Source organism: Actinokineospora baliensis, from assembly GCF_016907695.1.
In the GTDB taxonomy this organism is placed as follows: Bacteria; Actinomycetota; Actinomycetes; order Mycobacteriales; family Pseudonocardiaceae; genus Actinokineospora; species Actinokineospora baliensis.
In genome coordinates this window covers 2303364-2325492 of sequence record NZ_JAFBCK010000001.1, presented here as the reverse complement: position 1 = coordinate 2325492, position 22129 = coordinate 2303364, and the positions used below count along the sequence as shown (strand labels likewise).

At 63.3% G+C, this 22129-nt stretch carries 32 protein-coding genes and 1 pseudogene; 17 read left to right on the top strand and 16 right to left on the bottom strand.

Features of this window, described 5'->3' with window-relative positions:
• Nucleotides 1-91: 91 nt before the first annotated feature.
• From JOD54_RS11160 to JOD54_RS35990, 4 genes are all read right to left on the bottom strand, one after another.
• Entirely contained in the window at nucleotides 92-472 is a 381-nt protein-coding gene (locus JOD54_RS11160) for a phage tail assembly protein (RefSeq protein WP_204450467.1), read from the bottom strand.
• Between the two features lie 94 nt (nucleotides 473-566).
• Complete coding sequence (locus JOD54_RS11155; protein WP_204450466.1) at nucleotides 567-1148, bottom strand: phage tail tube protein; 582 nt, start codon at nucleotides 1146-1148, stop codon at nucleotides 567-569.
• A gap of 15 nt (nucleotides 1149-1163) precedes the next feature.
• Nucleotides 1164-1556, bottom strand: a complete 393-nt coding sequence (locus tag JOD54_RS36160) for a phage tail termination protein (protein WP_504739778.1) — start codon at nucleotides 1554-1556, stop codon at nucleotides 1164-1166.
• A gap of 29 nt (nucleotides 1557-1585) precedes the next feature.
• Entirely contained in the window at nucleotides 1586-1978 is a 393-nt protein-coding gene (locus JOD54_RS35990; protein WP_372440294.1) for a DUF5403 family protein, read from the bottom strand.
• Between the two features lie 11 nt (nucleotides 1979-1989).
• Here JOD54_RS35990 and JOD54_RS11140 point away from each other — a divergent pair, with 11 nt between their 5' ends.
• On the top strand, nucleotides 1990-2406 hold the full coding sequence (locus JOD54_RS11140) for a hypothetical protein (RefSeq protein WP_204450463.1): 417 nt from the start codon (nucleotides 1990-1992) through the stop codon (nucleotides 2404-2406).
• Here JOD54_RS11140 and JOD54_RS11135 read toward each other — a convergent pair whose 3' ends face one another.
• The 10 genes from JOD54_RS11135 to JOD54_RS11090 form a co-directional block, all read right to left on the bottom strand.
• Entirely contained in the window at nucleotides 2407-2727 is a 321-nt protein-coding gene (locus JOD54_RS11135) for a hypothetical protein (RefSeq protein WP_204450462.1), read from the bottom strand.
• A gap of 28 nt (nucleotides 2728-2755) precedes the next feature.
• On the bottom strand, nucleotides 2756-3202 hold the full coding sequence (locus JOD54_RS11130) for a Gp19/Gp15/Gp42 family protein (protein WP_204450460.1): 447 nt from the start codon (nucleotides 3200-3202) through the stop codon (nucleotides 2756-2758).
• Nucleotides 3202-3384, bottom strand: a complete 183-nt coding sequence (locus JOD54_RS11125; protein WP_204450459.1) for a hypothetical protein — start codon at nucleotides 3382-3384, stop codon at nucleotides 3202-3204. The genes JOD54_RS11130 and JOD54_RS11125 overlap by 1 nt, the downstream gene beginning before the upstream one ends.
• 68 nt (nucleotides 3385-3452) lie before the next feature.
• Nucleotides 3453-4388 carry a phage major capsid family protein gene (locus JOD54_RS11120; protein ID WP_204450458.1) on the bottom strand — a complete coding sequence of 312 codons (936 nt, stop codon included), beginning with the start codon at nucleotides 4386-4388 and terminating at the stop codon, nucleotides 3453-3455.
• 87 nt (nucleotides 4389-4475) lie between these two features.
• A complete protein-coding gene (locus tag JOD54_RS11115; protein ID WP_204450457.1) occupies nucleotides 4476-4958 on the bottom strand; it encodes a hypothetical protein in 483 nt (160 codons plus the stop codon).
• A 64-nt stretch (nucleotides 4959-5022) separates the two neighbouring features.
• Nucleotides 5023-5922, bottom strand: a complete 900-nt coding sequence (locus tag JOD54_RS11110) for a VG15 protein (RefSeq protein WP_204450456.1) — start codon at nucleotides 5920-5922, stop codon at nucleotides 5023-5025.
• On the bottom strand, nucleotides 5919-7283 hold the full coding sequence (locus tag JOD54_RS11105; RefSeq protein WP_204450455.1) for a phage portal protein: 1365 nt from the start codon (nucleotides 7281-7283) through the stop codon (nucleotides 5919-5921). The genes JOD54_RS11110 and JOD54_RS11105 overlap by 4 nt, the downstream gene beginning before the upstream one ends.
• The gene (locus JOD54_RS11100) at nucleotides 7276-8949 is read right to left on the bottom strand and encodes a terminase large subunit domain-containing protein (RefSeq protein ID WP_204450454.1); all 1674 of its coding nucleotides are present in this window, start codon (nucleotides 8947-8949) and stop codon (nucleotides 7276-7278) included. Before JOD54_RS11100 ends, JOD54_RS11105 begins: the two co-directional genes overlap by 8 nt.
• A gap of 94 nt (nucleotides 8950-9043) precedes the next feature.
• Nucleotides 9044-9337: a hypothetical protein gene (locus JOD54_RS11095; protein ID WP_204450453.1), complete on the bottom strand. Its 294-nt coding sequence runs from the start codon at nucleotides 9335-9337 to the stop codon at nucleotides 9044-9046.
• On the bottom strand, nucleotides 9337-10668 hold the full coding sequence (locus tag JOD54_RS11090; protein ID WP_204450452.1) for a DUF4082 domain-containing protein: 1332 nt from the start codon (nucleotides 10666-10668) through the stop codon (nucleotides 9337-9339). The genes JOD54_RS11095 and JOD54_RS11090 overlap by 1 nt, the downstream gene beginning before the upstream one ends.
• A 123-nt stretch (nucleotides 10669-10791) precedes the next feature.
• Here JOD54_RS11090 and JOD54_RS11085 point away from each other — a divergent pair, with 123 nt between their 5' ends.
• Nucleotides 10792-11133, top strand: a complete 342-nt coding sequence (locus tag JOD54_RS11085; RefSeq protein ID WP_204450451.1) for a hypothetical protein — start codon at nucleotides 10792-10794, stop codon at nucleotides 11131-11133.
• Nucleotides 11134-11139: 6 nt separating this feature from the next.
• Here the strand turns inward: JOD54_RS11085 and JOD54_RS11080 are convergent, their stop codons facing one another.
• Complete coding sequence (locus JOD54_RS11080; RefSeq protein WP_443601400.1) at nucleotides 11140-11565, bottom strand: phage terminase small subunit; 426 nt, start codon at nucleotides 11563-11565, stop codon at nucleotides 11140-11142.
• Between the two features lie 244 nt (nucleotides 11566-11809).
• Between JOD54_RS11080 and JOD54_RS11075 the strand changes: the two genes are divergently transcribed.
• Nucleotides 11810-12244: a hypothetical protein gene (locus JOD54_RS11075; protein ID WP_204450449.1), complete on the top strand. Its 435-nt coding sequence runs from the start codon at nucleotides 11810-11812 to the stop codon at nucleotides 12242-12244.
• 337 nt (nucleotides 12245-12581) lie between these two features.
• Here JOD54_RS11075 and JOD54_RS11070 read toward each other — a convergent pair whose 3' ends face one another.
• The gene (locus tag JOD54_RS11070; RefSeq protein WP_307860529.1) at nucleotides 12582-12914 is read right to left on the bottom strand and encodes an HNH endonuclease; all 333 of its coding nucleotides are present in this window, start codon (nucleotides 12912-12914) and stop codon (nucleotides 12582-12584) included.
• Between the two features lie 930 nt (nucleotides 12915-13844).
• On the opposite strand from JOD54_RS11070, the gene JOD54_RS11065 reads away from it, so the two are divergent.
• The 14 genes and pseudogenes from JOD54_RS11065 (at nucleotide 13845) to JOD54_RS11000 (ending at nucleotide 22109) form a co-directional block, all read left to right on the top strand.
• Nucleotides 13845-14090, top strand: coding sequence for a hypothetical protein (locus tag JOD54_RS11065; RefSeq protein WP_204450448.1), 246 nt, complete (start codon nucleotides 13845-13847; stop codon nucleotides 14088-14090).
• A gap of 63 nt (nucleotides 14091-14153) precedes the next feature.
• Nucleotides 14154-14450: a hypothetical protein gene (locus tag JOD54_RS11060; protein ID WP_204450447.1), complete on the top strand. Its 297-nt coding sequence runs from the start codon at nucleotides 14154-14156 to the stop codon at nucleotides 14448-14450.
• A gap of 82 nt (nucleotides 14451-14532) precedes the next feature.
• Nucleotides 14533-15303 (top strand): hypothetical protein, encoded by a 771-nt coding sequence (locus JOD54_RS11055; RefSeq protein ID WP_204450446.1) that lies wholly within the window; start codon nucleotides 14533-14535, stop codon nucleotides 15301-15303.
• A 70-nt stretch (nucleotides 15304-15373) separates the two neighbouring features.
• Nucleotides 15374-15571 carry a hypothetical protein gene (locus tag JOD54_RS11050; RefSeq protein WP_204450445.1) on the top strand — a complete coding sequence of 66 codons (198 nt, stop codon included), beginning with the start codon at nucleotides 15374-15376 and terminating at the stop codon, nucleotides 15569-15571.
• A gap of 16 nt (nucleotides 15572-15587) precedes the next feature.
• Nucleotides 15588-15767: a hypothetical protein gene (locus tag JOD54_RS11045; protein ID WP_204450444.1), complete on the top strand. Its 180-nt coding sequence runs from the start codon at nucleotides 15588-15590 to the stop codon at nucleotides 15765-15767.
• Between the two features lie 167 nt (nucleotides 15768-15934).
• A complete protein-coding gene (locus JOD54_RS11040) occupies nucleotides 15935-16702 on the top strand; it encodes an antirestriction protein ArdA (protein ID WP_307859935.1) in 768 nt (255 codons plus the stop codon).
• 37 nt (nucleotides 16703-16739) lie between these two features.
• Nucleotides 16740-17036: a hypothetical protein gene (locus JOD54_RS11035; protein ID WP_204450442.1), complete on the top strand. Its 297-nt coding sequence runs from the start codon at nucleotides 16740-16742 to the stop codon at nucleotides 17034-17036.
• Nucleotides 17037-17106: 70 nt separating this feature from the next.
• On the top strand, nucleotides 17107-17679 hold the full coding sequence (locus JOD54_RS11030) for a hypothetical protein (RefSeq protein WP_204450441.1): 573 nt from the start codon (nucleotides 17107-17109) through the stop codon (nucleotides 17677-17679).
• Between the two features lie 61 nt (nucleotides 17680-17740).
• Nucleotides 17741-18175 (top strand): hypothetical protein, encoded by a 435-nt coding sequence (locus tag JOD54_RS11025; protein WP_204450440.1) that lies wholly within the window; start codon nucleotides 17741-17743, stop codon nucleotides 18173-18175.
• 484 nt (nucleotides 18176-18659) lie between these two features.
• Nucleotides 18660-18995, top strand: a pseudogene (locus JOD54_RS34045) (histone-like nucleoid-structuring protein Lsr2); the annotation flags it as partial.
• Nucleotides 18996-19408: 413 nt separating this feature from the next.
• Nucleotides 19409-20002 carry a helix-turn-helix domain-containing protein gene (locus JOD54_RS11015; protein WP_204450438.1) on the top strand — a complete coding sequence of 198 codons (594 nt, stop codon included), beginning with the start codon at nucleotides 19409-19411 and terminating at the stop codon, nucleotides 20000-20002.
• Nucleotides 19932-20486, top strand: a complete 555-nt coding sequence (locus JOD54_RS36155) for a hypothetical protein (protein WP_504739766.1) — start codon at nucleotides 19932-19934, stop codon at nucleotides 20484-20486. Before JOD54_RS11015 ends, JOD54_RS36155 begins: the two co-directional genes overlap by 71 nt.
• Nucleotides 20390-21196, top strand: coding sequence for a RecB family exonuclease (locus JOD54_RS11005; protein ID WP_204450436.1), 807 nt, complete (start codon nucleotides 20390-20392; stop codon nucleotides 21194-21196). The genes JOD54_RS36155 and JOD54_RS11005 overlap by 97 nt, the downstream gene beginning before the upstream one ends.
• Before the next feature lie 220 nt (nucleotides 21197-21416).
• Nucleotides 21417-22109, top strand: a complete 693-nt coding sequence (locus JOD54_RS11000) for a DUF7275 domain-containing protein (protein ID WP_204450435.1) — start codon at nucleotides 21417-21419, stop codon at nucleotides 22107-22109.
• Nucleotides 22110-22129: the final 20 nt, after the last annotated feature.

Genomic DNA, 22129 nt, shown 5'->3' with positions numbered 1-22129 from the left:
GAGAGGCCGGACCCAGGCACGAGCGCCATACGTAGGTCCAGGCGGTAGTAGAGGAGGAAGTCTGCGACAAGTTCCTCGCCGTGCTTGTCGATCAGCTCGGCGAGTGCTGCGCTTCCCCCGGCTGAGTCGCCTCCGCCCAGGCTTCCATCACCTTCATGGACAGCATCAGGTCTCCACCCAACGCTCGGACGACAGCATCGCCGCGGCCGGGCTCGGCGACGACGGACAGGATCGTCTCGACCGCGCGGGCGAGCCGGGCAAGGTCTTCGGGGGTGGTGGTCGTGGAGTCGTCTTCGGAGTGATGCAGCTCGTCGACCTCGGACAGGGCGGTGAGCACGGTGGCTCGCTCGTCCTCGGAGACACGCATGAGGTTCCTGAGTGTGACAACCCCCTCGCCCAGGTCGAGGGTCAGTGGGGCGAACTCGCGGTCAAGATCCGCGCGGAGGTCGGAGAGGGTGAAGATGTTGGGCATCGGGCGGCGGCGAACCTTTCAACTGGGGTGTTCGGCGGACCATGCCGTGGGGCGGAAAGCGCTGAGGTCCGCCAAGAGCCGCGCGTTCCGGGCCTCAAGGCGCCGGGTTGACGTCGGTGTCGAGAGAGATCCACGAGAACAGTGGGTTCGCACCGTCCTTGAGGAAGGTGGCGCGCAGTGGTAGGCGGGCGAACTCGTCAGTGGCCAGCTCGATGGCGTCTTCGCGTCGGATTGCGGCCTTGCGGGCATAGAAGCCGATCGACGTGGGTCCGTCCACGATGACGATCAGCAGCGCGCGCTCGGTGGCGGACGTCGAGGCCGCCGCGACCGAGAACTCTCCGGTCGTGGACGAACTGTTCGTCACCCCGTAGTAGAGCGACAGGGCCTCTTCGTCGAACTGGTGCAGCGAGAAGGTGACGAAGTCGACCGCCGCTTCCGTGGTCACGGACTTGAGGGCTTCGTTCTGCCACGTTCCCCGGACTTCGGTCTCGCCCCCGTCGAAACCGAACTCGGGTAAGTCCTCCCGTGACGTGTGTCCGATGCTGATCCACGGCGACAGGCCGGTGTTTGGATTGAAGGAGTCGATCGCGGTCGGGGTTGGGGCCGCGGTGCCGACTGGGGCGGTGAGGATGTATCCCTTTGCGGCGGTGAAAACCGCATCGTCATTGAGCGCCATAGATCGGCGAAACTCCTACGGATTGAGCGGGCGAAGCCCGAGTTGGATCAAACCTTGGATTCGCCAGGAGTCGTCGTACGGGCTGTCGAATTGGGACGGGCCCATGGTTTCGAAGTAGCTGTGAAGATATCCGCGTGGAGTGACGGTTTGATCGCGGACCATGTCCCAGAGCACCTGGCGCGCATCCAGATAAAGGTTCTCGGTGGCGATCAGCCCATCGCGGCTGTATGCCGTCATTTCGATGACCGGCATGTCCAGTCGCCGGACGTCCTTCGGAAGTCCACCCAGCCTGCGAATGTTCAGCAGCGGAAAGTCTCGATGGTCTACTTTAGGGACCCAGGATGTGACGGTGACTCCCGGCAGATTTGCCCGCAGTACCGGAATAACCACTTCTTGGATTCGCGGCATTGTTCGCGTAGCCAAAGTCCGTCCTGCGATTAGAACCGGTGAGCGGCACCGGTCACGATGTAGAGCCCTGGGACCCATCGGCCAGTGAAGTTGTGCCGGTGTCCGAACTCGATACTCCGAGCGGCCGGGTCGACAAGCGACACGAACGAGTCGGTCTTACCTCCACGCTCTACCTCGATCCGGGCTTCACCCCGGTACCGGTGGCGGTCGAGTCGAGATTCGGCTTCAATGCCGATGCGGGTGGCGGTGTCGTGAACCGAATCCACCACGCCCGCCAAGTGAGCTACAACATCGTTGATGTACCTGGCTGAATATCGTCGGGCCAAAGCGAGTCTCCACGGAAAGGCGAAGAATGGATCACGTATCGGTTGGCGAGGCCCTGAGCAGGTGGGCAGCGGGAGATCCCACGCTGCGCGATGCATACCTGTGGGGGATGAAGATTCTCTGGTGGGCTCGCCTCGGGAAGCTGCTTACGCTGATCGCTGCGGCCGTCATCGTCGTGGACCTTGTCGGCCCCGAGCGCATACAGGCATGGGCGAACCGTCGCGCCGAGAAGCCGAAGAAGCGACTCGCAGGAATCGACCTGACCGTCCAGGAGCGGGCAGTGACACTGCTGACGATCCCGCTCGTTGTCGCCTTGACAGTGCTGGTCTACTGTGACGCGCCGCGGATCGTTCTTGTATCCGGGATTAGCCTGTTGACTGGCGTCATCGTCACGTCATTTGGCCGGGTGGTGCTTCTGTTCGCCGCGATCTGGGTCTACGGGCACGATCGAACCGTGAAAACCATCAAGCTGTTGAGTTTTGTGGTTTTGCTTTTCGGGTTCGCTCTCGATGGCCTCGGTGCCTGACTAGGTGCGGCGAATCGTGTAGTCGACGTGCGCCGTGCTGCGAGAGCCCGCATAGATTCGGGCCTCGCCGATGATCGCCCAGTATTGGCCACGCCACTCGATGCGCGCTTGTGCGCCCAATCGGTACGGGAAGGACCGGGCGAATCGCAAGCGGTACACTTCCTCGCTTTCGAATCCTTCGTTGTCCTGCTCGGAGCGCCTGGCGGACGTACCGGATTGTGCGAGAACCTGGATCATTGCCCGCGCCGGAAAACCCACGGACGAGGGGCGCGTCACGATGTTGCCATCGGAGTCCGCTGACTTCTCTTCCATGTAGACCACGACGTCGTAGTTCGTTCTGTCCAGAAGGCTAATCTGTGTTCGCCTCTCGAAGGCACAGGCAGGACTCGATGGGATAGTTGGGGTTGCAGCATCGCCCAACGAGGAACGTTGGCACTGGGAGCCGGGGCGCGATGACGAACCGCTTTCGTCGAATCCCCAATAGAGCCCACTCGCTGTCCAGTATCTCCAGCTTTCCGGATGCCACGTCGCGTGAGAGCTGGTAGGAGTAGTTGCCGTCGGTCTCGCCGCTGAATCCGTTCGGGTTGCGAAGGAGTCTCAGGACCGCGTCTGCCTCGATCATGGTGACGACCGAGCGCGGCACAGTGTTCGCGGTGACCCGGGTGTGCAGATCGGGGATCTTGGCGAGGATCAGGGTCTCGGCGTCCTCAAGCCGGGTGTAGACGATCTGGGTCTCGCTGTCGTCCAGCTCGCGGCCAAGGCGGTCTTCGACATCGGAGGATGTCGCGTAGGCCATCACTCACCTACCGGGGCGGAGTCCTCGGTCCGAGTTCGGGGCCTACCGCGCCTGCGGGGCGCCGCGGCCTCGGGCTCGGGCTCATCCGGGGTGACAGGGACGTACCCCAGCAGGGCGAGCTGGGCCACCTTGTCGTCGGCGACGAAGACCTTCACCCCTCGCGGGCTTGTCAGTTGGGCCATGGGTGTTCGGGGACTCTCTCTTATTCGTCCGAGAGGTGGGACGCCCGGTAGGGGGCGTCCCACCCAGGTCACGCGGGGGCAGCGTCTACGACGGCGTCGTCGTAGGCGACGAAAGCTGCGGTGTCGTTGACGATCCAGCCGAAAGTCGCCTCGGCCAGCACCGCGATCTGGTTGGTCTGCCACATGCTGACTCCACCGACCGTGGCCTGGTCGCTCACCTTGACGCGGATCTCGTCGGCGAAGCCCCAGGCGAGCTGAGTCCAGTCGCCGGCGAACATCTTGACCTTCGATCCCGCGTAGGCGCCGAGCTTGCCCTTCACCGACCGTCCGAAGGCGATCGGAACACCGAACAGGTTTCCCATGCGAGCACGCAGATTGATCTGCGCGCCACTGCCCGGGTAGTCACCGATGAAGACGGGGTTACCGTTCTTGTCCCGCTGGGTCGCGAGCTTCGTCCGCATGCGGGAGACCGCCGCGAAGCCACTCACCTCGAAGTTCTTGGCCTCGTCGTCCTCGACTAGGTCCACCCCGGCCAGGAGCTGATCCACGAGATCGGGAGCGGCGTCCCTGCGGAAGTTGAGCTCCACCCTGTTGCTGGTGGCGTTCACGTACGACGAAGCGGTGGTGCCGATCAGCGGAAGACCGGTGATGGCGTCCCGGTTGTGGAAGGCCGCGAGGTCCGCCGCCCTCGCGATCGCCCCGGACAGCTTGGCGGCGAGGTCGGTGTAGAGACCGTCCACATTAGCCTTGGCGAACTCATCGCCAACGGTGACGATGACGGCTAGCTTGATCGGGCTGAAGCTCTTCGAGGTGCCGAACCCGATACCTTGGAGGGGCTTCTCCGCGCCTTCACGGCTGGCGAGCGTGGTGCCGCCGACCTGTCCGGCCTCGGGGAAGGTGTCTCCGGTCGTGATGACCGTTTCGTTGATCGAAACGGGGATCTCTCGACCGAGGGAAAGCAGAATCGACTGATCCTTGGCTTTGGTAAAGATGTCTCCGACCACTTCGCGAGGAAGTCGATTAGCCGGGAGGCGACTCAGATAGCCCTGATCAGTCCGGTTACCAGCAGCAGGCATTAAGTTGGGTGCGTCCTATCGGTGAAGGCTCTCGAACTGTGCGCGGATCATTTCCGCGAAAGCGGCCTGTGGAGTGATTGCGACCGGCGTCTCGTTGCCGCGCCCCTGCGAGGGGTCGATAGCTGGAGCTGAGAAGGTGGAAGCGCCGAAGAGCGACTTGGCGGACTCCGCGTCCACGCGAAGCTCGTCTTCGGTCGAACCCTTCAAACGGGCCGCGAAGTCGGCGGCCTTGTCCCCGGGTACGCCGGACTCCAATGCGATCCTGAGACGTAGGAGTTCCGCACTGGAGGCGACGAGCTGGGCTTCGAGATCAGCGTTCGCGGTGGTCAGCTCCGTGACCCGATTCAGGGCCGCGGTAGCGTCGGCCTCCTTCGCTCGCAGCTCGACACGACGAGTTGCGGCTTCTTGCCGGACGCTGGACAGTTCGTTCCGCGCCCATTCAGGGAGGTCGTTAACATTGGTCGCCGATGCGCTCGGTTCGACCGTGGAACCAGACATAATGAATGCCTCCAGGGCACAAAAAGGGCGCCCACCGGGGGCGCCAAGAGATTGGGAGAAGTGACTAGGCTGCGGGGCGCAAGGGGACGGGAACGTCCTCGTCGCGTTCACCTGCGTAGAGGGCTCTCCGTAGCGCGTTCAACGCGTCTTTGCCACGGAGCCCTTTGGTTGCGGTTTCCCACAGAGACTGCGCCTCTAGATAGGCGTCTCTGCCCGACCATGCGGAAAGTCGGAAAACAGGAACCACCTTGCAGTCGCAGTGGGGGTGCCAGCGGGTCATCAGCTCGTCGACGAGCGTGCTGTCCCCCGACTTGACCAGCTTCTTCGCTGCCTGCCCGGCGGTGAAGTCATCGGTATCGAGACCCGCCGTTGATGCGTAGAGGTAGACCGGTCCGCGGCTGATCAGCATCGTGCAGAACGCGCAGCTCTCACCGCCGCCTGCGACCCTGGCCCACCCGACTGCTTCCTTGTCGTCCTTGATCCCCCGCAACGTGGTCTTACGGCCCGCGTCCTCTGCGTGCTTGGCAGCGATCGAGACGACTTGGGCCAACGCCGTCGCCGAGGCGTTCGGCAGGGACAGTGCGGCGCGATGAGGTTCCAAGGACTCGGCCAGCCACCGAGGGTCGTATCCGGGCAGGTCGACCGGATGCCGACTCCGGGGCGGGTCGTCTCGCCCGGCTGGCACCGCCTGGTGCTCGTTGTCACGTTGCTGTGTCGCTCCGTCCGCGAGCTGGCGGAGACGTTCGGCGTCGTAGAACTCCCTCGCCAGTGATGCCGACAACGTGCGAGCACGATCGACGTGGGGGAAGACCGCCGTCAGGAGCGACTGCCAGAGTCCCGGCCCCAGCCGCAACACGCGATACGGCGCTAGCAGCACCACCAAGATCCGAGCGAGAGCGGACACGATGGCGGCCTGGCGCAGCACGTACTGGCTGTAGGTCAGACCGGGTGCCGGTGCGGTCACGCGGCCGTCTCGAATCGACCTGCGTCCGCGGCTTGTGCGTCGGCAGGGGAACCCACGAGTGCGTTCAACCGAGACAGGGGGTCCGCATCATCGAGGCGCCGCATCTCATCGCGTTGTTCGAGCGTGTACCCCATGTCGATCCTCGCCTGCTCGCGCGGAATGATCCCCGTGCCGCCGGCGTAGAGCTTCATCACGGCGTCTGCCTTGGCGGCGAATGTCGGAGTGGAGGGATCACGCCAGACGACTTCGAGCCGGTTCAACTCTGGCGCCACTGACCCGTCAATGACACGGATGGCCAGCCTCATCACGCTTTCCCACGCTCCGCCGAACATCCGTGCCTTGCGTTCGGACTTCTTCACCAAGCGTGCCTCGCTGCTGCGGATCGCCTCCGCAGATGCAGGGTTGTCGCTGTTGTAGGCGAGATACTGTGGTGGCAGCCCGGTGTAGGACGCGACGTGTTTCGCAAGTTGCTCAAGAACCTCGACGAAGTTGCGAAGCTCAGCCGCAGTGAACTGAAACGCCTTGCCGCCCTCGTTCTCGAAAGCGAGAATGCGGGCGAGATAGGCATCCATGATCTCTGTCGGCGTTCCCCCGCCAGCCACATCTTCGGCTTCGACACCGAAGAGGACACGCTGCGGGACCGCCATGATCTCGGCCGCGGCCTGCATGTCCATCATGATTCGAGAGGCTGCGTCGGTGAGGCTGCGGATCTCTGGGGTGATCTCGCTTCGCCCGTGGCGGTCTGACAGCCGCTCGCGGTTGAGGAGCGGTACCACGGGAACGATGCCCAGGCGGTGTTCCACGACCGGACCGTCGACTTCCCATCTGTCGCGGCGCAGGGTCATCGGGACGGTGCGATCAGGTAGGTAGAGTGTGGCCCATGTCTGATCCGAGCTCCGGTACAGACGCAGGGCGCGGGTGACCCTGCGCGTCCGTGGGTCGGTCTCGGCGAGCATGGATACAGGGGACTCGACACGGATCACCGGAACACCGGGCTCGTCTTCGTCGCTCGGTGCCGCGACGGTGACGTAGGACCTGCCGTAGATGAACGCGTCGAGATGGGCGAGGCCGCTCTCTTCGTCGAGCGAGTTGGCCTGCCACCAGTCGGATAGCCGATCCACCGCGCCGGTGTCCTGGCCGAGCCGGAACCCTTCGATGTCCAGCCGCTCTTCGAGGCTGTCCAAGTACATGCGAGGCCAGCCGATGTGGGCCGTGAGTGCCCTCATCTCAGGGGGGACGGCGAGTCCGATTGCTTGAAGCCGATATGTCGCTTCGTAGTAGTCGGCAGAGAGATCGAGCCGAGGACGATTGGTTGCGATCTGGTGCGCCAACTCTTCCACCGGCCCGGAATAGTCAGCCACGCAGTACAGCCACCTTCCGCCCTCGATTATGTTTGCTCATCAGGATCTCCTGCCGGGCACCGAAAGCGAGTACGGCCGAAACGGCGGCGTCGATCTTTCGGTTGCTGTCTTTGCTCGCTTTTCGGATCGTGATGGCGTCATAGACTGTCGGATGCCTGCGCGCGTTCAGGATGTGCTGGCGGAGCAGCGAGTTCCCGGAGTGGGTGATCTCCAAGGAGAGGACCGCGTCATGGAATCGTTCGCAATCCAGGGCGAATCTCTTCTTGTTCCCGCGCATGTCGAACGCGACCGCGTTGGTCGGTGACGACTTGTACTTGAGTCGCCGGCGATACTTCGCACCCCATTGGTCTACATACGCCTCGAACTCGCGCACATCGGCACGGAAGGCGACCACATCGAATCTGGCGAACGTCCAGTGAACCATCGCGTCGACGTCGTCCCGAGGAATCTGACCGCCATGCAGTTCTGGATTCCAGATCTTCAACGGGAAGATCGCGCCATCGGAGATGCGGCATGCGACGAGCGCGGTGTGGTCGGAGCCCTTGGAACCGTCGAATCCGAGCGTGATTCGGTCTCCCGCTTCCAGCGTGACATCTCCTTGGCAGGAGTCCCACTCCCAAGGCGCGATCCACGCGTCTTCGGATGCGTTGATCTGATTCAGGAACTTCCGGCGTGACTCCGAAACCGGATTGTTGATGTCGAGAATGGACGCGATGATGACGTCCAGGTCGAGCCAGGTCGCGTCTCCTCTTGCGACCGCGATACCGGCACGCAGTTGCTCGATCCCGTCTCGATGCCTTTCAAGGTCATCGTCCGGGTTGGGGATCTCCGATACCGGCGTCGTCGCTGGTGCTTCAAGAGCGTCGTAGAGGATGCGCGTGTCGATTGCTTGTCCGCTCAGGACTGCTTGGTGGTTGTCCCATAGACGTTCACCAATCGAATCCTGGCCCGGGATGTGCGCGTTGCAGATGGCCAGGTAGCGCGCTTCGCCGTCGCGGCTCTTAGTGATGTTTCCTTCGATGACGTTGAACATCGAGTGGCCGTCGTTGGCTTGTAGCCACCATTGCACCTCGTTGAGCACACAGAACGTGGGCCGCTTTCCTTCGAGCGCGAGTGGGCTGGAGGTGACACCCTCGATGATCCCGCCTGCCCTGCTGTAGATGACGGTCTTGTTCAGATCGAGGCCGAACTCTTCTCGAAGCCGCTTCGTGGCCATTGCGGGGAACAGTGAGAAAGTATTCCGCGTTTGGTCCTGGCTGACGGCCGCGATTTGAATCCACGGCGACGAATGCGCCTTGCCGACTGGATCACCTTTTGTGTCGAAGTGTGAAAATAGGGTAGGTCCGCATAGTTCGGCAAGGCTCATCGCCGCACAAATTGGGTCCTTGCCCCATCCTTTGATTCTTCGAAGAATACCTGCGCGATAAACGAACCGGCCGCGTTCGTCAACCGCGTACCACCAGAGAATGAATCGCGCTTGTTCCAGAGTGGGCAAGAAAGGGAGCCCTGCTGTCGGACCATTGGGCTGAGCGACATACGTTGCGAACCAATTGAGGATGGACCAGCCGAGGGTCCGCTGCGGGAGCCACCACTTGCCGTCGTGCGAACGTCGCCAGGTCGGACCGATCATGTGACCCGGCGCAGGGAGGAACTGGTCCTGCGTCATGGAATCCCGTCGATGGAGCCGAAACACGGTCCACAGCCGGTTTCACGTGAGCGAGGTGTGCGCGGAGGCCGCGGTTCGGTCGACGGAGCTGCGACTAGCTGACCCGGATGGTGCCGAGCACGTCGAACACGACTTCGGTTCCGTTGCTCGCCGAGATCCAGACCTTGAGCAGCCCGGTCGGCAGGGGTACTGCTCCGACACCGAGGAGGATGCGGGCCGTCTTGATCGGACTGAGCCACTGCCCGGGATGCCATGTCGTTCCCGGGGCCTGCGCGGCGTAGGGGGTGAAGGCGAACCTGATGACGAGGTCTTCGGTGTCCACTGCCGTGGTCGTGGCGACGGTGACGGCCAGGAACTTCTTCTCGCCGGCGGTTTGACGCAGCTCCACTAGAAGTCCTTCACGTCGAATGTCCATTGTGGCCGAAGCGGAGTCCAGGTGATCGAAAGGTCGTCGACACCGAGCGTGTCCGGGATGACCAAAGTGCCCGAGACATACCGGCGGTTGTCCTGCGCCAGCGTGGGGACCGCGCCGGTCAGCGAGACCGGGCCATGATGATCTTGGACTCCCCAACGGTTTCCCTTGAGGATCAGGCGTCCGTGCACCACATCGACGACCAGTGCGAAGCCGGCGCCGTCGAGGTAGGTGTCCTCGATGCGGACGTCATGATTGCCGCCTTGAGCGTTCTGCAAGAAGACGCAGGAGTTCAGGGTGTCCTTGCCCGCTACGAGCACCCACGGCCCCATGTCGAACGAGCAGTGCCGGATCGTGAGCCCTCGGACTCCTCGGACCTGGAGTCCGTCCGAGTGTGCGTCCTCGATCGGCACGGGGTTGCGGAACACCGAGTCGGAGATGGTGATGTCTGAGCATTGCCCGCTGTCGGAGGTGATGTGCAGAAGATCGGTGCCGGAGTGGTGAACGTCGATCAGTCTCAGGAGAGCGGTGTCGACGCCGGAGAGGGACAAGCCGCCGGCGATCCGGGTGCGTTCCATCGTCAGGCGGTCACCGCGAAGGACCAGGCCACTGTTGAATTCGCAGTCCCGGAAGATCAGGTCGGCCGCGTTGCTGTCGTAGAACCCTCTCGGCGGCAGTTCGGGGAAACGCATCCCGAGGTAGCTGCCTGGTGGGATCGTCGTAGGCCCTGCGTATGTCGTGAACGTGGTGCCGGGCGCGGGGCCGGTCGTGCTCTGGGTGGGAAATCCGGGCGGGATCGTCGTCGGGTCGGTCACCGCGGCCTGCCACACGACGTCCACGCCAAACCACGTGGGCGTGCCGTTGCTCGGGAACACGGCACCGATCGAGTAGTCGAACGCTCCGCCCGTCCCGGTCAGGTCTCCTCGAACGACAGGGCCACCGAGCTTGGCCGGCGTATACGCGTAGTCGCCGCCGCTCGCGCGGGCAGGTAGCCAGACCGCGACGGTCCAGGAGGAGGCCGCGGGCAGCTCCACCGGGGCGGGCAGCGCGACGCGGTTCCATGCCCCCGGTATCGGGGCGGGGAGTGCCACGTGCGCGGCTCGGTCGGACGGGCTTCGATACACCGACGCGTAGACGGTGCCAGCGGCCTGCCACCCGGCGGGGCAGTACCACAACACGGCGGTGATCCGGCCGGCAGTGGTGGATGTCATCCGGGTACCCAGGCTGATCGCACCGTGGTCCGAACTCGATGCCGCTGTTGGCTGCTCCGGCGCGATCAGGCTGGCGTCTTCGCCCCACGAGGCCACGGATTGTCTCCCGGTAGGTGTTGAGCGCCGTCGACCGTCCGCCTAGGACGGGACCTTTACGAGGCGCAAGATCGTTTCGTGTGGACTCGACTCGATCACGGGAGTCGGGCTACTGTGTCGAACATGAGTTCGATGGAGGATCTGCCGAGGACCGAGGGGACCGCCCCACGGGTGATCGACGCGAACCACGGCCTCACGACGCCGCCGGACCGGGTCTTCGTCTGTCTCGACTGGTTGTACGTACGTGGACCTGGCAGGCCCAACCACATCAACGGCGCGGGCATCGACCTGAGTGGCCACGCGCCGGCCACGCTCACGCACTGGGTGCCGACCGTCAGCGGCGACTGGGTCGCCATCGTCAACTTCGGCGTCAAGTACGCCGATGGCAGAAGATCGGAACTGTGGCTTCGCGAGCAGATGGTTCCGGACTACGCGATCCGCCGACGTCCGGATCGCGACGGCTGAGTCGCGCTACGAGGCGGCCGTAAGCTGCTGGCGGAACATCTCCGCGACGTCGATCACGGTGCCCGCAGCCTGCTCGCGCTCGATCTCCAGGCGAACTCGGCGACGCGACCCCTCGGAAACAAGGAGGTCGGTCAGAGCGCTGTTCACCGCCGTAAGCATTTGAGCGCTTGGCTTAGAACTCTTTACCAGCCGGTCGGCGAAGTGAAGAGTGAAACGGGCGAACTGCCAATCAGACGGCTCATAGAATCGGGATTGTGCCGAGTCGATGAGGCTTCGATAGAAGTCCTCGATCATCGGATGGGCATCAGGGATGCTGAGAGCGGGAACGTCTACCGCACCAATAGCTGCAACCTGTTGGATCGGGGCGCCGCTGTCCTTGTTTCGACGAACGCGCTGATCCGACCTCTTGGGGATAGGCCCCCTGGCGGACATGAGGCCACCTCCAACAAACTAAACACTGTATGCGGGTAGTCACCGGAGGCGCTCCGGTCGACGGTCAGGCACGGCCAAGATCAACTTTCCCGCATGTCCGAAATGGGTGGCGTAGGCCCGATCGGACTACTAGGGTGCGCGGCGTCACCGCAGGTCAGGCTTGACATACCGCCGAACGGGTGAATCCCGGCAGGTCGGCACCCCTGCGTGTGCACGATGCACGTGCATCGGCTATACCTAGATCATGACTACGCGTTTCGACGCGCGGTTTGAGACAGTGGAAGCCGCGGTAGATATCGGTCCGTTCAACTCCAGAGAAGAAGCGGAGAAGTTTGGGGTAACACGCGAGAATGAGCAAGTCCGGTTCGCGGGCGTGGCGGCCCGGGGGCGTGTCGAGGCATTCGACGCGACGATTGCCTTATTGAAACGGGTGCAATCGTCCTCGCTCGACGCTGGTCGACGTCACGGTGTCGTCAACCGGCTACTGGCTGGAGAGAAGTTCGGCTTCATCCACGATGAGACGGGACGTTCCTGGTTCTTCTCCAGGACTGATCTCAGCTCAGAAGTCGAGAGCGCTATACGGGCGGGAGACACGGTGTCGTTCACCGGGTCCATCCACCCCCACCCGAACAAGGATTACCCGCAGGCGTTCTCGGTGAAGATCACCGAGGCTCCCTGAATCGCAAGACCGGACACATCGTCCGTCTGGGGATAGGCGCAACCGCGCAAATCTGGGGCAATTCTGCGGTAGGTGCAGGGGGCCGCTCGCGGCTTCCTGCACCTTCGGACTTCACTGGTGATCGAACAGGTTGAGGTCGTCGCCTGGCGGACCTGAAACCCGTACAAGAACGGTCAGGCGCTATGACGGCCGATCAGCGGCGGCCCGGCAGGGGTATACCCCCTGGGGGCCGAACAATATTCTCACTGTCAACCAGCAATGCAAATCCTACCCTAACCCGCGCACTGCACAACCCGAGTGCGGCCTACGCCGCACCCGCAATTCTTCTCTAGCCGCCCTATTCCCAATGCGGTATACGCGGCTGCGCCATTCCTGTCAGCATTCCCGGGTGCCGTGCGGCGGGGCGTCTGCGGAGCAGCGCCAGCCGGGCCCGTGCGGCGTGCCCTTCCTGAGCGGACTTCCCTGCGTGGCAGGGACGGCAGACGGCCCGCAGGTTGGACAGGTCGTGATCGTCACCGGGGCGAACGTGATCGACTTCGGACGCCAGCCCGACACACAGGGGTCCACGGAGCTGGCACCTGTGCCTGTCCCTGGCGAGCGTGGCAGCCCTGCGGGCAGGCCAGTCCCCGGGCAGGCGCCCGGCACGGCTTGAGCCGTTCCAACCGGACACCAACACCCCTATCCCCTCGGGCGCGTTGACGCGCTCCACGGGCCGCGCCAGAGGCCGCGGCCGGGGTGTCACGGGCAAGGGCCGACCAACGGGTCGGCCTAGAGCTGCAGCGCCCCGGCAGGGGGTGTCACCGGGCTCGGGTCGCTGTGCTCCCCTCACCCTTCCTAGGGGGGTCACGTCGGGGGGGTGCGTGACATCCGCCGTGCCCGATCAGGCAGCACCTGGTAAACATCCCACCTTTACCAGGCTGTTTGCGACGCCTTGACCTGCGGAAACAGATGTCGATGTGAGCGCCGTCACTTTAACTGTACTTCGGACAGATCGCCTGCGTACAGTTCTCGTTGTCAGGCCAACCGGGGCCAGGCGGAACGGCCGAAGTCAGGCCGAAGCGCCTCCCCGAGTGCCGCCCTCATCGGCAGACGGTCCCCCTTCACGGAACCGCGCACAGGCCACACCCCGTTCCTTGAGAACTCCATAGCGACTACCCATGTACGACCGACCGGACGGAACCACGCGGCGGTCAGGCAGGCGGGTGCTAGCGCGACGACCCCGGTTCCCCGGGAGAGCGACACGCGATGACCGGCACGGATGGCGAGTAGGAGCCGTGCCCAGAGCCACCCGAACCCCCTGGCCGGCTGATCCGGAACAGCGGGACAGCCCTCGGAAAGCGAGGGTGACCCTTCGATATCGACCCCGGTCAACACGGGGACCGTATGCGCTCCGAGATAGACCATCGCTTCCCCTCGGGGTGAGCGAGGAAATATCGCAAGGTCGCTACCGGAAATCGCAATCGCAGTACACGCAAGGTTTGATCGTTGAATACCCCCACACGGGAATGGCTCAACGTGATGGATTCCGATTAAGCATCGGCCCATCATCTGTCCATTTCCTATCCGTGTGGGGCCTTGAGCGATCGAAAGGGAAGAAGAAATGATCACTGAGCATGCCATCGGCGACGGAACGGATGACCTCGGTGCTGGACGTTGCTACGCATGGCGAACCGCCCCTGGCGGAACGACTGTGTGCGTCCGCTGGTGGTTCGCAACCTGGCTGGGCATCGAGGCCCATTGGGACCCGCATGTCATGGTCTTTCACAACGTCACAAAATCGGTGGCGCAGTTCATGTACGAGGGATGGTACGTCGAAAACGTCCGACCCGCGAAGTTTGGCGTCTGAATCCGGTGGACAGGCAATGTCTGTCCACCGGGGTTGAAACACCAAACTTGAAAGGAATCAAAGATGAGACTACGTCTCTCGATGATCGCCGCGGCCGCGCTGGTGGTGGTCGGGGCCGCTCTGGCGGCCGGAACACAGACCACCCATGCGGTCGATACCCCGATCGGAAGCCTTCGCCCCCCGCAGACGATCTACGTTCCCGAGGACTACGGCCACCAGTTCAACGCCGAACCCGGCGACACGGTCATCCTGGTCATGCGACCCGATGATGGCCACGAGGCCAGGTGCGCCGATGCGGGCGGGCGGATCGAGTCCAACGCGCACACCTGGATCACCGCGTGCGTCGGAGTCGACTTCTGAGTTTCGATCGGGCAAGTCGGGGCACGGACACGCGCCGTGTCCCCCCTTGTCCACTCGACACTCAACTTTCCCAGGTGGAGCAATGAAAATCGCATGGCCCTACTCACCAGCGCAGTACGAACGCGTGGTGAACGCGTGGCAAGGCATCATGGCGAGTCCGAGCGTGCGCGTCGCCGCCGACTGCGGATACCGCAACGCCGCAGGCCCTGTGCCTGACACGACGCTCTACGAGCTCGTCATGTCGGACGGCGCCGCGACCGACGACGTCGAGGCGCACACCCTGACCCTGTTCTCCTGGTCGGACTACTCGGGGGACTGCTGCGACGTGGTCAACGCACGCGTGCTGGCAGAGGAGTTCCCTGGCTGGGTGTGCCTGTCCGAGAACGGCACCCACGGCGATGGGTCAGCGTGGATCCAGGTCGGAGAGGCTTGGCCCGACAGCGAGGACACCGAGGATGCGGTTCAAAGGCTTGAGTTGCTGGCGCGGATTGTCGAATCGACGACGGACAACCCTCTGCTCTCCGACGACGCGCACTCGGAGCACATGACCAGGCTGGCAAACGAGAACTGGGACCAGTACCTAGGTAGCGATCTGTCGATCGAGGTATCCAAGCTGATACACGAGGTCGATGTTCAAGTACCGCTCGTCGCCATGTATTACGGTCATCCGGTCGTGGACCACAATGACTACGCGGACTGGCTGTGGGACACATTCGAGGACAGATTCCGCGTAGCGTACTACGAGTACCCGGACAACGAATGGTACTGCGAAGGGGCGACCAATGTGGTCAACGCCGCCCATGAGAAAGCCATGAAGTACGCCGCCCGCACGGTTTTCGGTTGGATTGTGTGATCGGCGCGATTCGGTGAGGCATGGCCGTCGCCATGCCTGCGCCGTGTTGTACCGGACCGAAGGGTTGGCCATGAATGGCTACATCTGCCTATACCGGCAGAGCAGAACCGATGTCCACGCGGACACGACGCACCTGGCACAGCAGAAGGCCGTGGCAGTTTTCCAGGCCATGCCTGCGTTCAAGCGCAGACGCGTCCGCGCATACGACGTGACCGTCTATCTCGCGGAAGCAGAAGGCCAACACGTCATGCACATTGCCGACTTCTGAACCTGGGAGAGAAAACATGGGATACACAGTCCGATTTTCGGTCACCGTCGACCATGCCTGTTGCATGGAGCGGGCCGCCAGATTGGCGTGGCGCGATATTCGGATGTACGCGCCCATGGTGGATGTCACCAACGACGCGACAGGCGTATCCGATTCGGTCGACATCGGCGAGTTGTCGGACGCCGATCCCGACTGATCGCGCTTGGCGGGGTGCGTCCCTGGTGACGTATCCGGCCATGCGCGATCAGAGAGGAATGGTATGTCTCAGGGATGTTGGTCCGGCTTCTGTGTCGCGACCGTCTGTGACGGCGTGACGCATGTGGATGCCACCGGTGAAACCTGGTGGGAACAGCGGGGCGCGACATGGACAGATCACACAAACGACATCGGGGACTCGTGCCCCTGGTCGGGAGAGCCCACAGGGGCGCTACCCGACAAGGACGCCACTTGTCCGGCTGGTTGCCGCACAAGTCGAATCGAACGGCTGGATCCGAGCTAGGTGATTCGAGAGCGGCCACCGCATTGAGTGGTGTACGGGCACTCCGATGTCCGTACACGGCTCTGTGTGATGACCAACCTAGAGAGAGTCTTGAAATGACGCCACCACGAATCTATGTCGCGTCGTTGTCCGATTACAACGATGGCTACTATCACGGACGATGGTTTGAGATCGACCAGACCACCGAATTCGATGAGTTGATGACAGGCGTTCAGGAGCTGCTAGCCAGTTCACGGAGCGTGTCGGGACCTGCGGAAGAGTGGGCGATTCACGACCACGAGGGATTCTGCGGCTACGACGTAGGTGAGTACGCAAGCCTTCGGGAGGTGGTCGCCGTGGGTGCCGCGATCTCGGAGCATGGCGCAGTCATGGCTGCATGGCTCAACCATGATGCCGACGAGCTTGTAGAAGAGCGCATCGCCGCGTTCGACGATGCATACGTGGGAGAGTTCGGCAGCGTCGAGGATTGGGCTCTGTCGGAGTTCGAGGAACTCTACCCCGAGGTCTACAAGGTGTATTGCGCGAATGTCCTGCCTCTGACCTTCGATTGGCAGAGCTACGCGGAGACGTCCGACTACCTGCTCGTCAAGGGCCTTGGTGGCGAGGTCGCGGTTCTCAGAACCTACGAGTGATGCCACTCTCCCGAACGGATACGAAAGGATTGGGTCGATGACCGCACTCGGCTTATCGGTGCCCGACATCCCCCGCCCACCCACGCTCAGTGCCCGGGAGCAGTACGTCACCGACCTCTTGCTGATGTGGCTGGACAATGAGGAGATCCTGACCGCTCAGGGCCGGAAAGTTTACCTCTTCGGGGGCTCCCGCGCGTTGAAAGACTTCCTGTCAACGGTCGTCAAGTGGGCGCGCCAAGGCTCCGCGGCCTGGTACCTCGCACAGGAACTCGCGAGCAACGACTACGACCGCATCTTCTGGCCAGCTATCGGCATGGCCCTTGAGTCTCCATGACGCTTGTCCTGTTCGGTGAGGCACGGCCGTGGCCGTGCCTGCGCCGTACATGCCCAGCGGAAGGAATGACGTGGACACAAAGACCGAACGACTAAGAAGTGCCGCTGGCACTGTTGTGCTTGCTTTGGGCGCGGGATGGCGGTTGAACCTCGGGCGGGGACATGAGCACCTGATCTACATCGACGGCCCGGAGAACATGAAGATCAAGGTTCGATTCGATGAGAAGATCAACGATCGGCTCGTGTTCGAGGGCGCCTACCCGCAATCGACCTTCTCCCAACTGGGACATGTCGACACTGTGAGCATCGGCGTGTACTACGGGCGAGACCCAAAAGTCATCGTTCGGGAGATCCATCGGAGGCTTCTCCCCGACTACCGGGTCGCGCTCGACAATGTGATCGACCGCCTCAACCGGGACATTGACGAGACCGACCGGCGGACACGCGCGCTCGACAACCTCGCTCGCCAGCTTCCTGGAGCCAGAGTCGCTGACCGGCGGCTCTCTCATTACGCCGACGCACGGGTTCCTGGTGGCACGTGGACTGTGGACCGGGACGGCTCGAACCTCAACACCATCGAGCTGAAGAACGTACCCCTGGCTCTCGCATTGAAGATCGCGCGCCTGGTTGGGGGTACTCGCTAGTCGGAGTCGGTAGGACATGGCCAAGGCCGTGTCCGTCCGTCCCCAACTAGAAAGGCTTGGCATGGAAAACAAGGAGCCAACCCAAGAGCGGTGGGTGTTCGGCGGAGTCCGGGTCCACCAGAACAAGCGAGTCCACTACTGGCTCTCTCCCAACGGAGAGGGCAGGTACTTCAAGGCTGCGGGGTCCTACGCAGTCGGCGCCGTCTACAACGCACGCGTGACGCGGGACGATGACGGCGGCACCTACCTCCACGGTCGACCGGGCTACACGGGTGACCGATCCGAGGACGAAGAGCTGCGAGACCAGCTATCGGCCAAGACCCGCGCCGCAGAGCTGCAGTTGGGCCTCGACGCCCGAGAACGGGCCGCCAAGCGTGAGGATCCGGTCGAGCTCGCCATCAAGCGCTTGGAGTACCTGACCGCGTCGATGCACCCGTCCTCACGCACTGCCTTCGCGACGTACGTTGCCGTTCGCCTCGCACGAGCGTGGAAGTAGGGCACCCGTGACGACAAGACGCCCAGGGGGCGCCACATCCTCGGGAGGTTTGATCTATGGTGGTCGGTGAACCTGGGGACGCGAGTGGGGTAGGTGGGGTGACGATGACGCTGTCGGACGGTCGAACAGTCGACCTCTCCCCGGCCGGTGTCGTCCGCGTCACCGGCAGGAACAACGTCGACTGGGTCCAGTTCGAGATTCCGGCGCGCGTCGAGTCCAGCGGAGCCCGGTTCATGCGATGCCCATTGGTGAGAAGGCATTAGCCTTCACCCAATTCCGGCTAGCCCAATCACTATCCTTGTCCGGTGTCACGAATCGTTCGCGCCTGTACGCCGTGCCCTTGATGCTGCCCATGTGTCTGTCTGGTGCCCCGCTGACGACACCGACGCAGCCGCAGAGGCGAGAGGATTGAACCCTTTCCGTCGCGCACCTGACTTGCATCAGGTGCGTGGCGGTCCTTGTTCAACCCACATTGGAGAAAGCAATGGCTCAGAAGGTCACCATCACCCTGGTGGACGACGTCGATGGTTCGATCGCGGACGAAACAATCGAGTTCGGCCTTGATGGAGTCACCTACGCCATCGACCTGTCGCAGGCCCACGCAGAGGAGCTGCGCGAGGCCCTGGCGAAGTTCGTCACGAGCGCTCGCCGCTCCGGCGGTCGGCGACTGCCCACCCGGGGCGGCGCCAGCGCCGCGGCGGCGCCCATCGGCGTCAACAAGGAGCGCAACCGCCGTATCCGTGCCTGGGCTCAGCAGAACGGATACACGTTGGCGGACCGGGGGCGCATCCCGCTCGACATCGTGAACGCCTACGAGCAGGCCACCGCCAACGGCGCGCCTGACCTGGACGTCGACACCCAGGCCGCTGCTCCTGAGCAGGCGCCGGACGCTCCCGACTTCGCTTCCGTCGACGCAGCCGACACCGAGACCGCACCCAGGAGGCGGGCGAGGAAGTCGACCCGCTCGGCACCGAGGACGGCCCGGTCCAAGGCCCCCGTCATGGACGAGCTCGTCGCGACGGCGGCTCCGGCGGCACCCCGTCGGACTGGCAGGGCCAAGAAGGCGGCCGTCTAGGCGGTCGCCCGAGCGCGGGTAAGAAGGGCTTGGGGCGGAGCCAAGGCCAGGCGTACGACCTGTGGGGACGTACGCCTGGCCTCCCCCACCGGACTGGACGTCGGACACGTTGACCCTGTCCAGGTGCCCGCGTACCGTCTCTGTCCGAGGTGATACAAGTGAGTGCAGGCGACGATGACATGACGACATCCATATCAACAAGCCATTCGACCAATGACGGAATTTCCTACGGCAGACGCAGTGGACTCACGGCGGCGCTTGTCGATCAATTGATGAAACAAGGTCTCACAATCGAGGCTATCGCGGCCCAGTACGGGGTGAGCAAGTCGGCCGTGAGCTGGCATCGTAATAATGGAGGCCAGTTCAGGAAGCCACGCGAGAAAGCCATGGAATACTTTCCGTGGAAGACCATGGACCCTAGGTTCAAGGTCGCCGCACACTATAAGAGGGTTACCGAGCACCTGCTTTTTGCCGTCTGCGGGGTCGACCAACTCTCGGACAACCAGCTCGACCGGCTGAACTCCTTCCACGAAAGCCTCCGTGACAACCGCATCGTCGTGGAGTTCGACCCCGCGTTCCCGGCCAAACCCGGCCTCGCCAGCGGGGGATGGGACTACGTACGGCGCGAGCCTGCCGACGCCGACTTGGTGATCCGAGTTAACGAACACACCACCGTGACCGATGAGGACAGGGGGCTTTGGCGCCTACCACAGGAAGCGATCAAAAGGGCACGGAGGGTCACCAAGCCCTAGCCCGCGCGTGACCGCAGGCCGTATGCCTGCACTGGGGGAGTTACCGTTGCTGCATCTGACCGGCGGCGTGGTTGCCGCGAACGTGCCCTACCTCTCTGCGGTTCTCCTGCCTGTCGAAGCCCTTGGATTGGTGCTCAGGGTCTACGCCAGTGTCCAGGTCAAAGTGGACGATCTGGTCTATCGGCCGGTCGCGGCAGTGCTCGCTACGCGCTGCCACCACGTGAACACCACCGTGGAGATCGAGGACCCGGACATGCTCCACGGTCGAGCCAGGATGACCACTTACGCGGTCTTCCAGGGATGTCCCGGCCCGCACGTGGCCCACGAGTGCAGATCGAGCCCGACAATCCCGGAAGCGAGGACCCCTGCCGACTCAGGAGGAAAGGTATGGCTGACGCTCCGTCCACCGTCCACTACAGATCCGTATCTCAGTACCGGCAGTACTTCGGTGAGTGTCCACACGCCTACTACCTCAGCCGCGTAGTCAAGGCTTGGCAGCGGCCCGCGGCCTGGCTGCCCCAGGGCACCGCCGTACATGCCGCGATCGAGGCGTATGAGCGGTCCGGCCGACTCCTCACGGTGGACCAAGCGCAGGACGTCTTCCGTGAGTCATACGCGGCCGAGGTGAACGCCAGTACCGCCCATACCCCAAACCTGTCGTTCTGGTCCCGCTCCGGACCGTACGACGGAGAACGTGACATCGAACGCCGCTACGGCCTCGGGCTGGAGCAGGTCGCGCGGTACCTGTCGTACTGCGAGGGAGCGGGGGCGGAAGAAACGCCCTGGGTGACCCCGGATGGCACGCTAGCCGTCGAACTCGGCTTCGTGATCGAACTTGGCGGGGTGTGGGTACGGGGGTACATCGACAACGTTTACAAGCACCCCCGGCGGACGAGTCTCACCGTCCGTGACGCCAAGACCGGACGTCTGCCAGGAGACCCCTTTCAACTCGGCGTCTACGCCCTCGCGATCGAGGAGGTCTACGACCACGAGGCCCGCTTCGGGGACTACTGGATGGCTCAGAGTGGGAAGGCCACCTTCCCCTACGACCTGAAGGAGTGGACGAAGCCGCGACTGACGGAGATGTTCGGCGAACTCGATGCCGCCATCACCGCAGAGGATTGGACGCCTCGCCCGGATCCCGCCTCATGTGGACGGTGCTCGGTGAGTTCCGCATGTCCTTTCGCCGTCTAAAACTGCACTTCGGACAGAGATGGGAAGTTGAGTTGCAAGGTATGGCCGCGTCATCGCCGCCTAGCGCGTTGCCGATCGAGGGCCGGACGGCTGACTCGGGTACGGCGCTCCCAAGAGCCCATGAGGCATGGTCCCCGAGGGCCACGTGAGACGCCTGGTAATCGGATCGACGGCCCTGCAAGGCATGGGCCTGTCGGACAGAACCCCCAAGGACCTGGACGTGTTCAGCCCAGACCCGCAAGCCGCGGCAGAGTCCTACTGGGATCCAGCGTTCGCGGACTGGATTCCCGAGGGAACGGATCGTCACGCGACCCGCGACGAGCTATACACGATCAAGGTCTCGCACTCGTACTGGGAGTTGGAGAACGGCTCCTGGGAGAAGCACATCATGGATGCGATGCGCCTGAAAGGCGTTGGCGCACAGTTGATTCCCAGCTTGCACAGGATGTTGTACCGCGTCTGGTCGTCCGAGCACGGCCGGAAGCGGGTGAAGCTCGACCAGGACGCGCCGGACTTCTTCGCAGACGCTGTCACCCGTCGCTACGACCACGACTCGATCCATGCCAGCGTCGCTTACGGCGACAGGCCGCTCTATGAGTCGGTACTCGTCGACGGCGCCTCGGTCGCGATCGACATGTCCAAGGTCCGGGCGCTTTCGTTTGCCGACCAGGTCCGGCTCTACCGGGAGGAGGTCTATGCGACAGCATTGGAACGGTTGATCATCCCCAGTGGATACCGCCAGTCGCCGAGAGCTGCCTACGCCTGGGCCTTGCGGCGGACGATCACCAGCCTCACAAGAGGGTGGTCGGCTCGATTCTTGGTCGAGCACTATGACGTCTTCCGCGCGCCGGACGTCGACTACGTGAAATGGCACAAGGCGAACGGACACAAGTTGATCCTGATTGGACACTAACCGTGCTCTGTGACACCTGT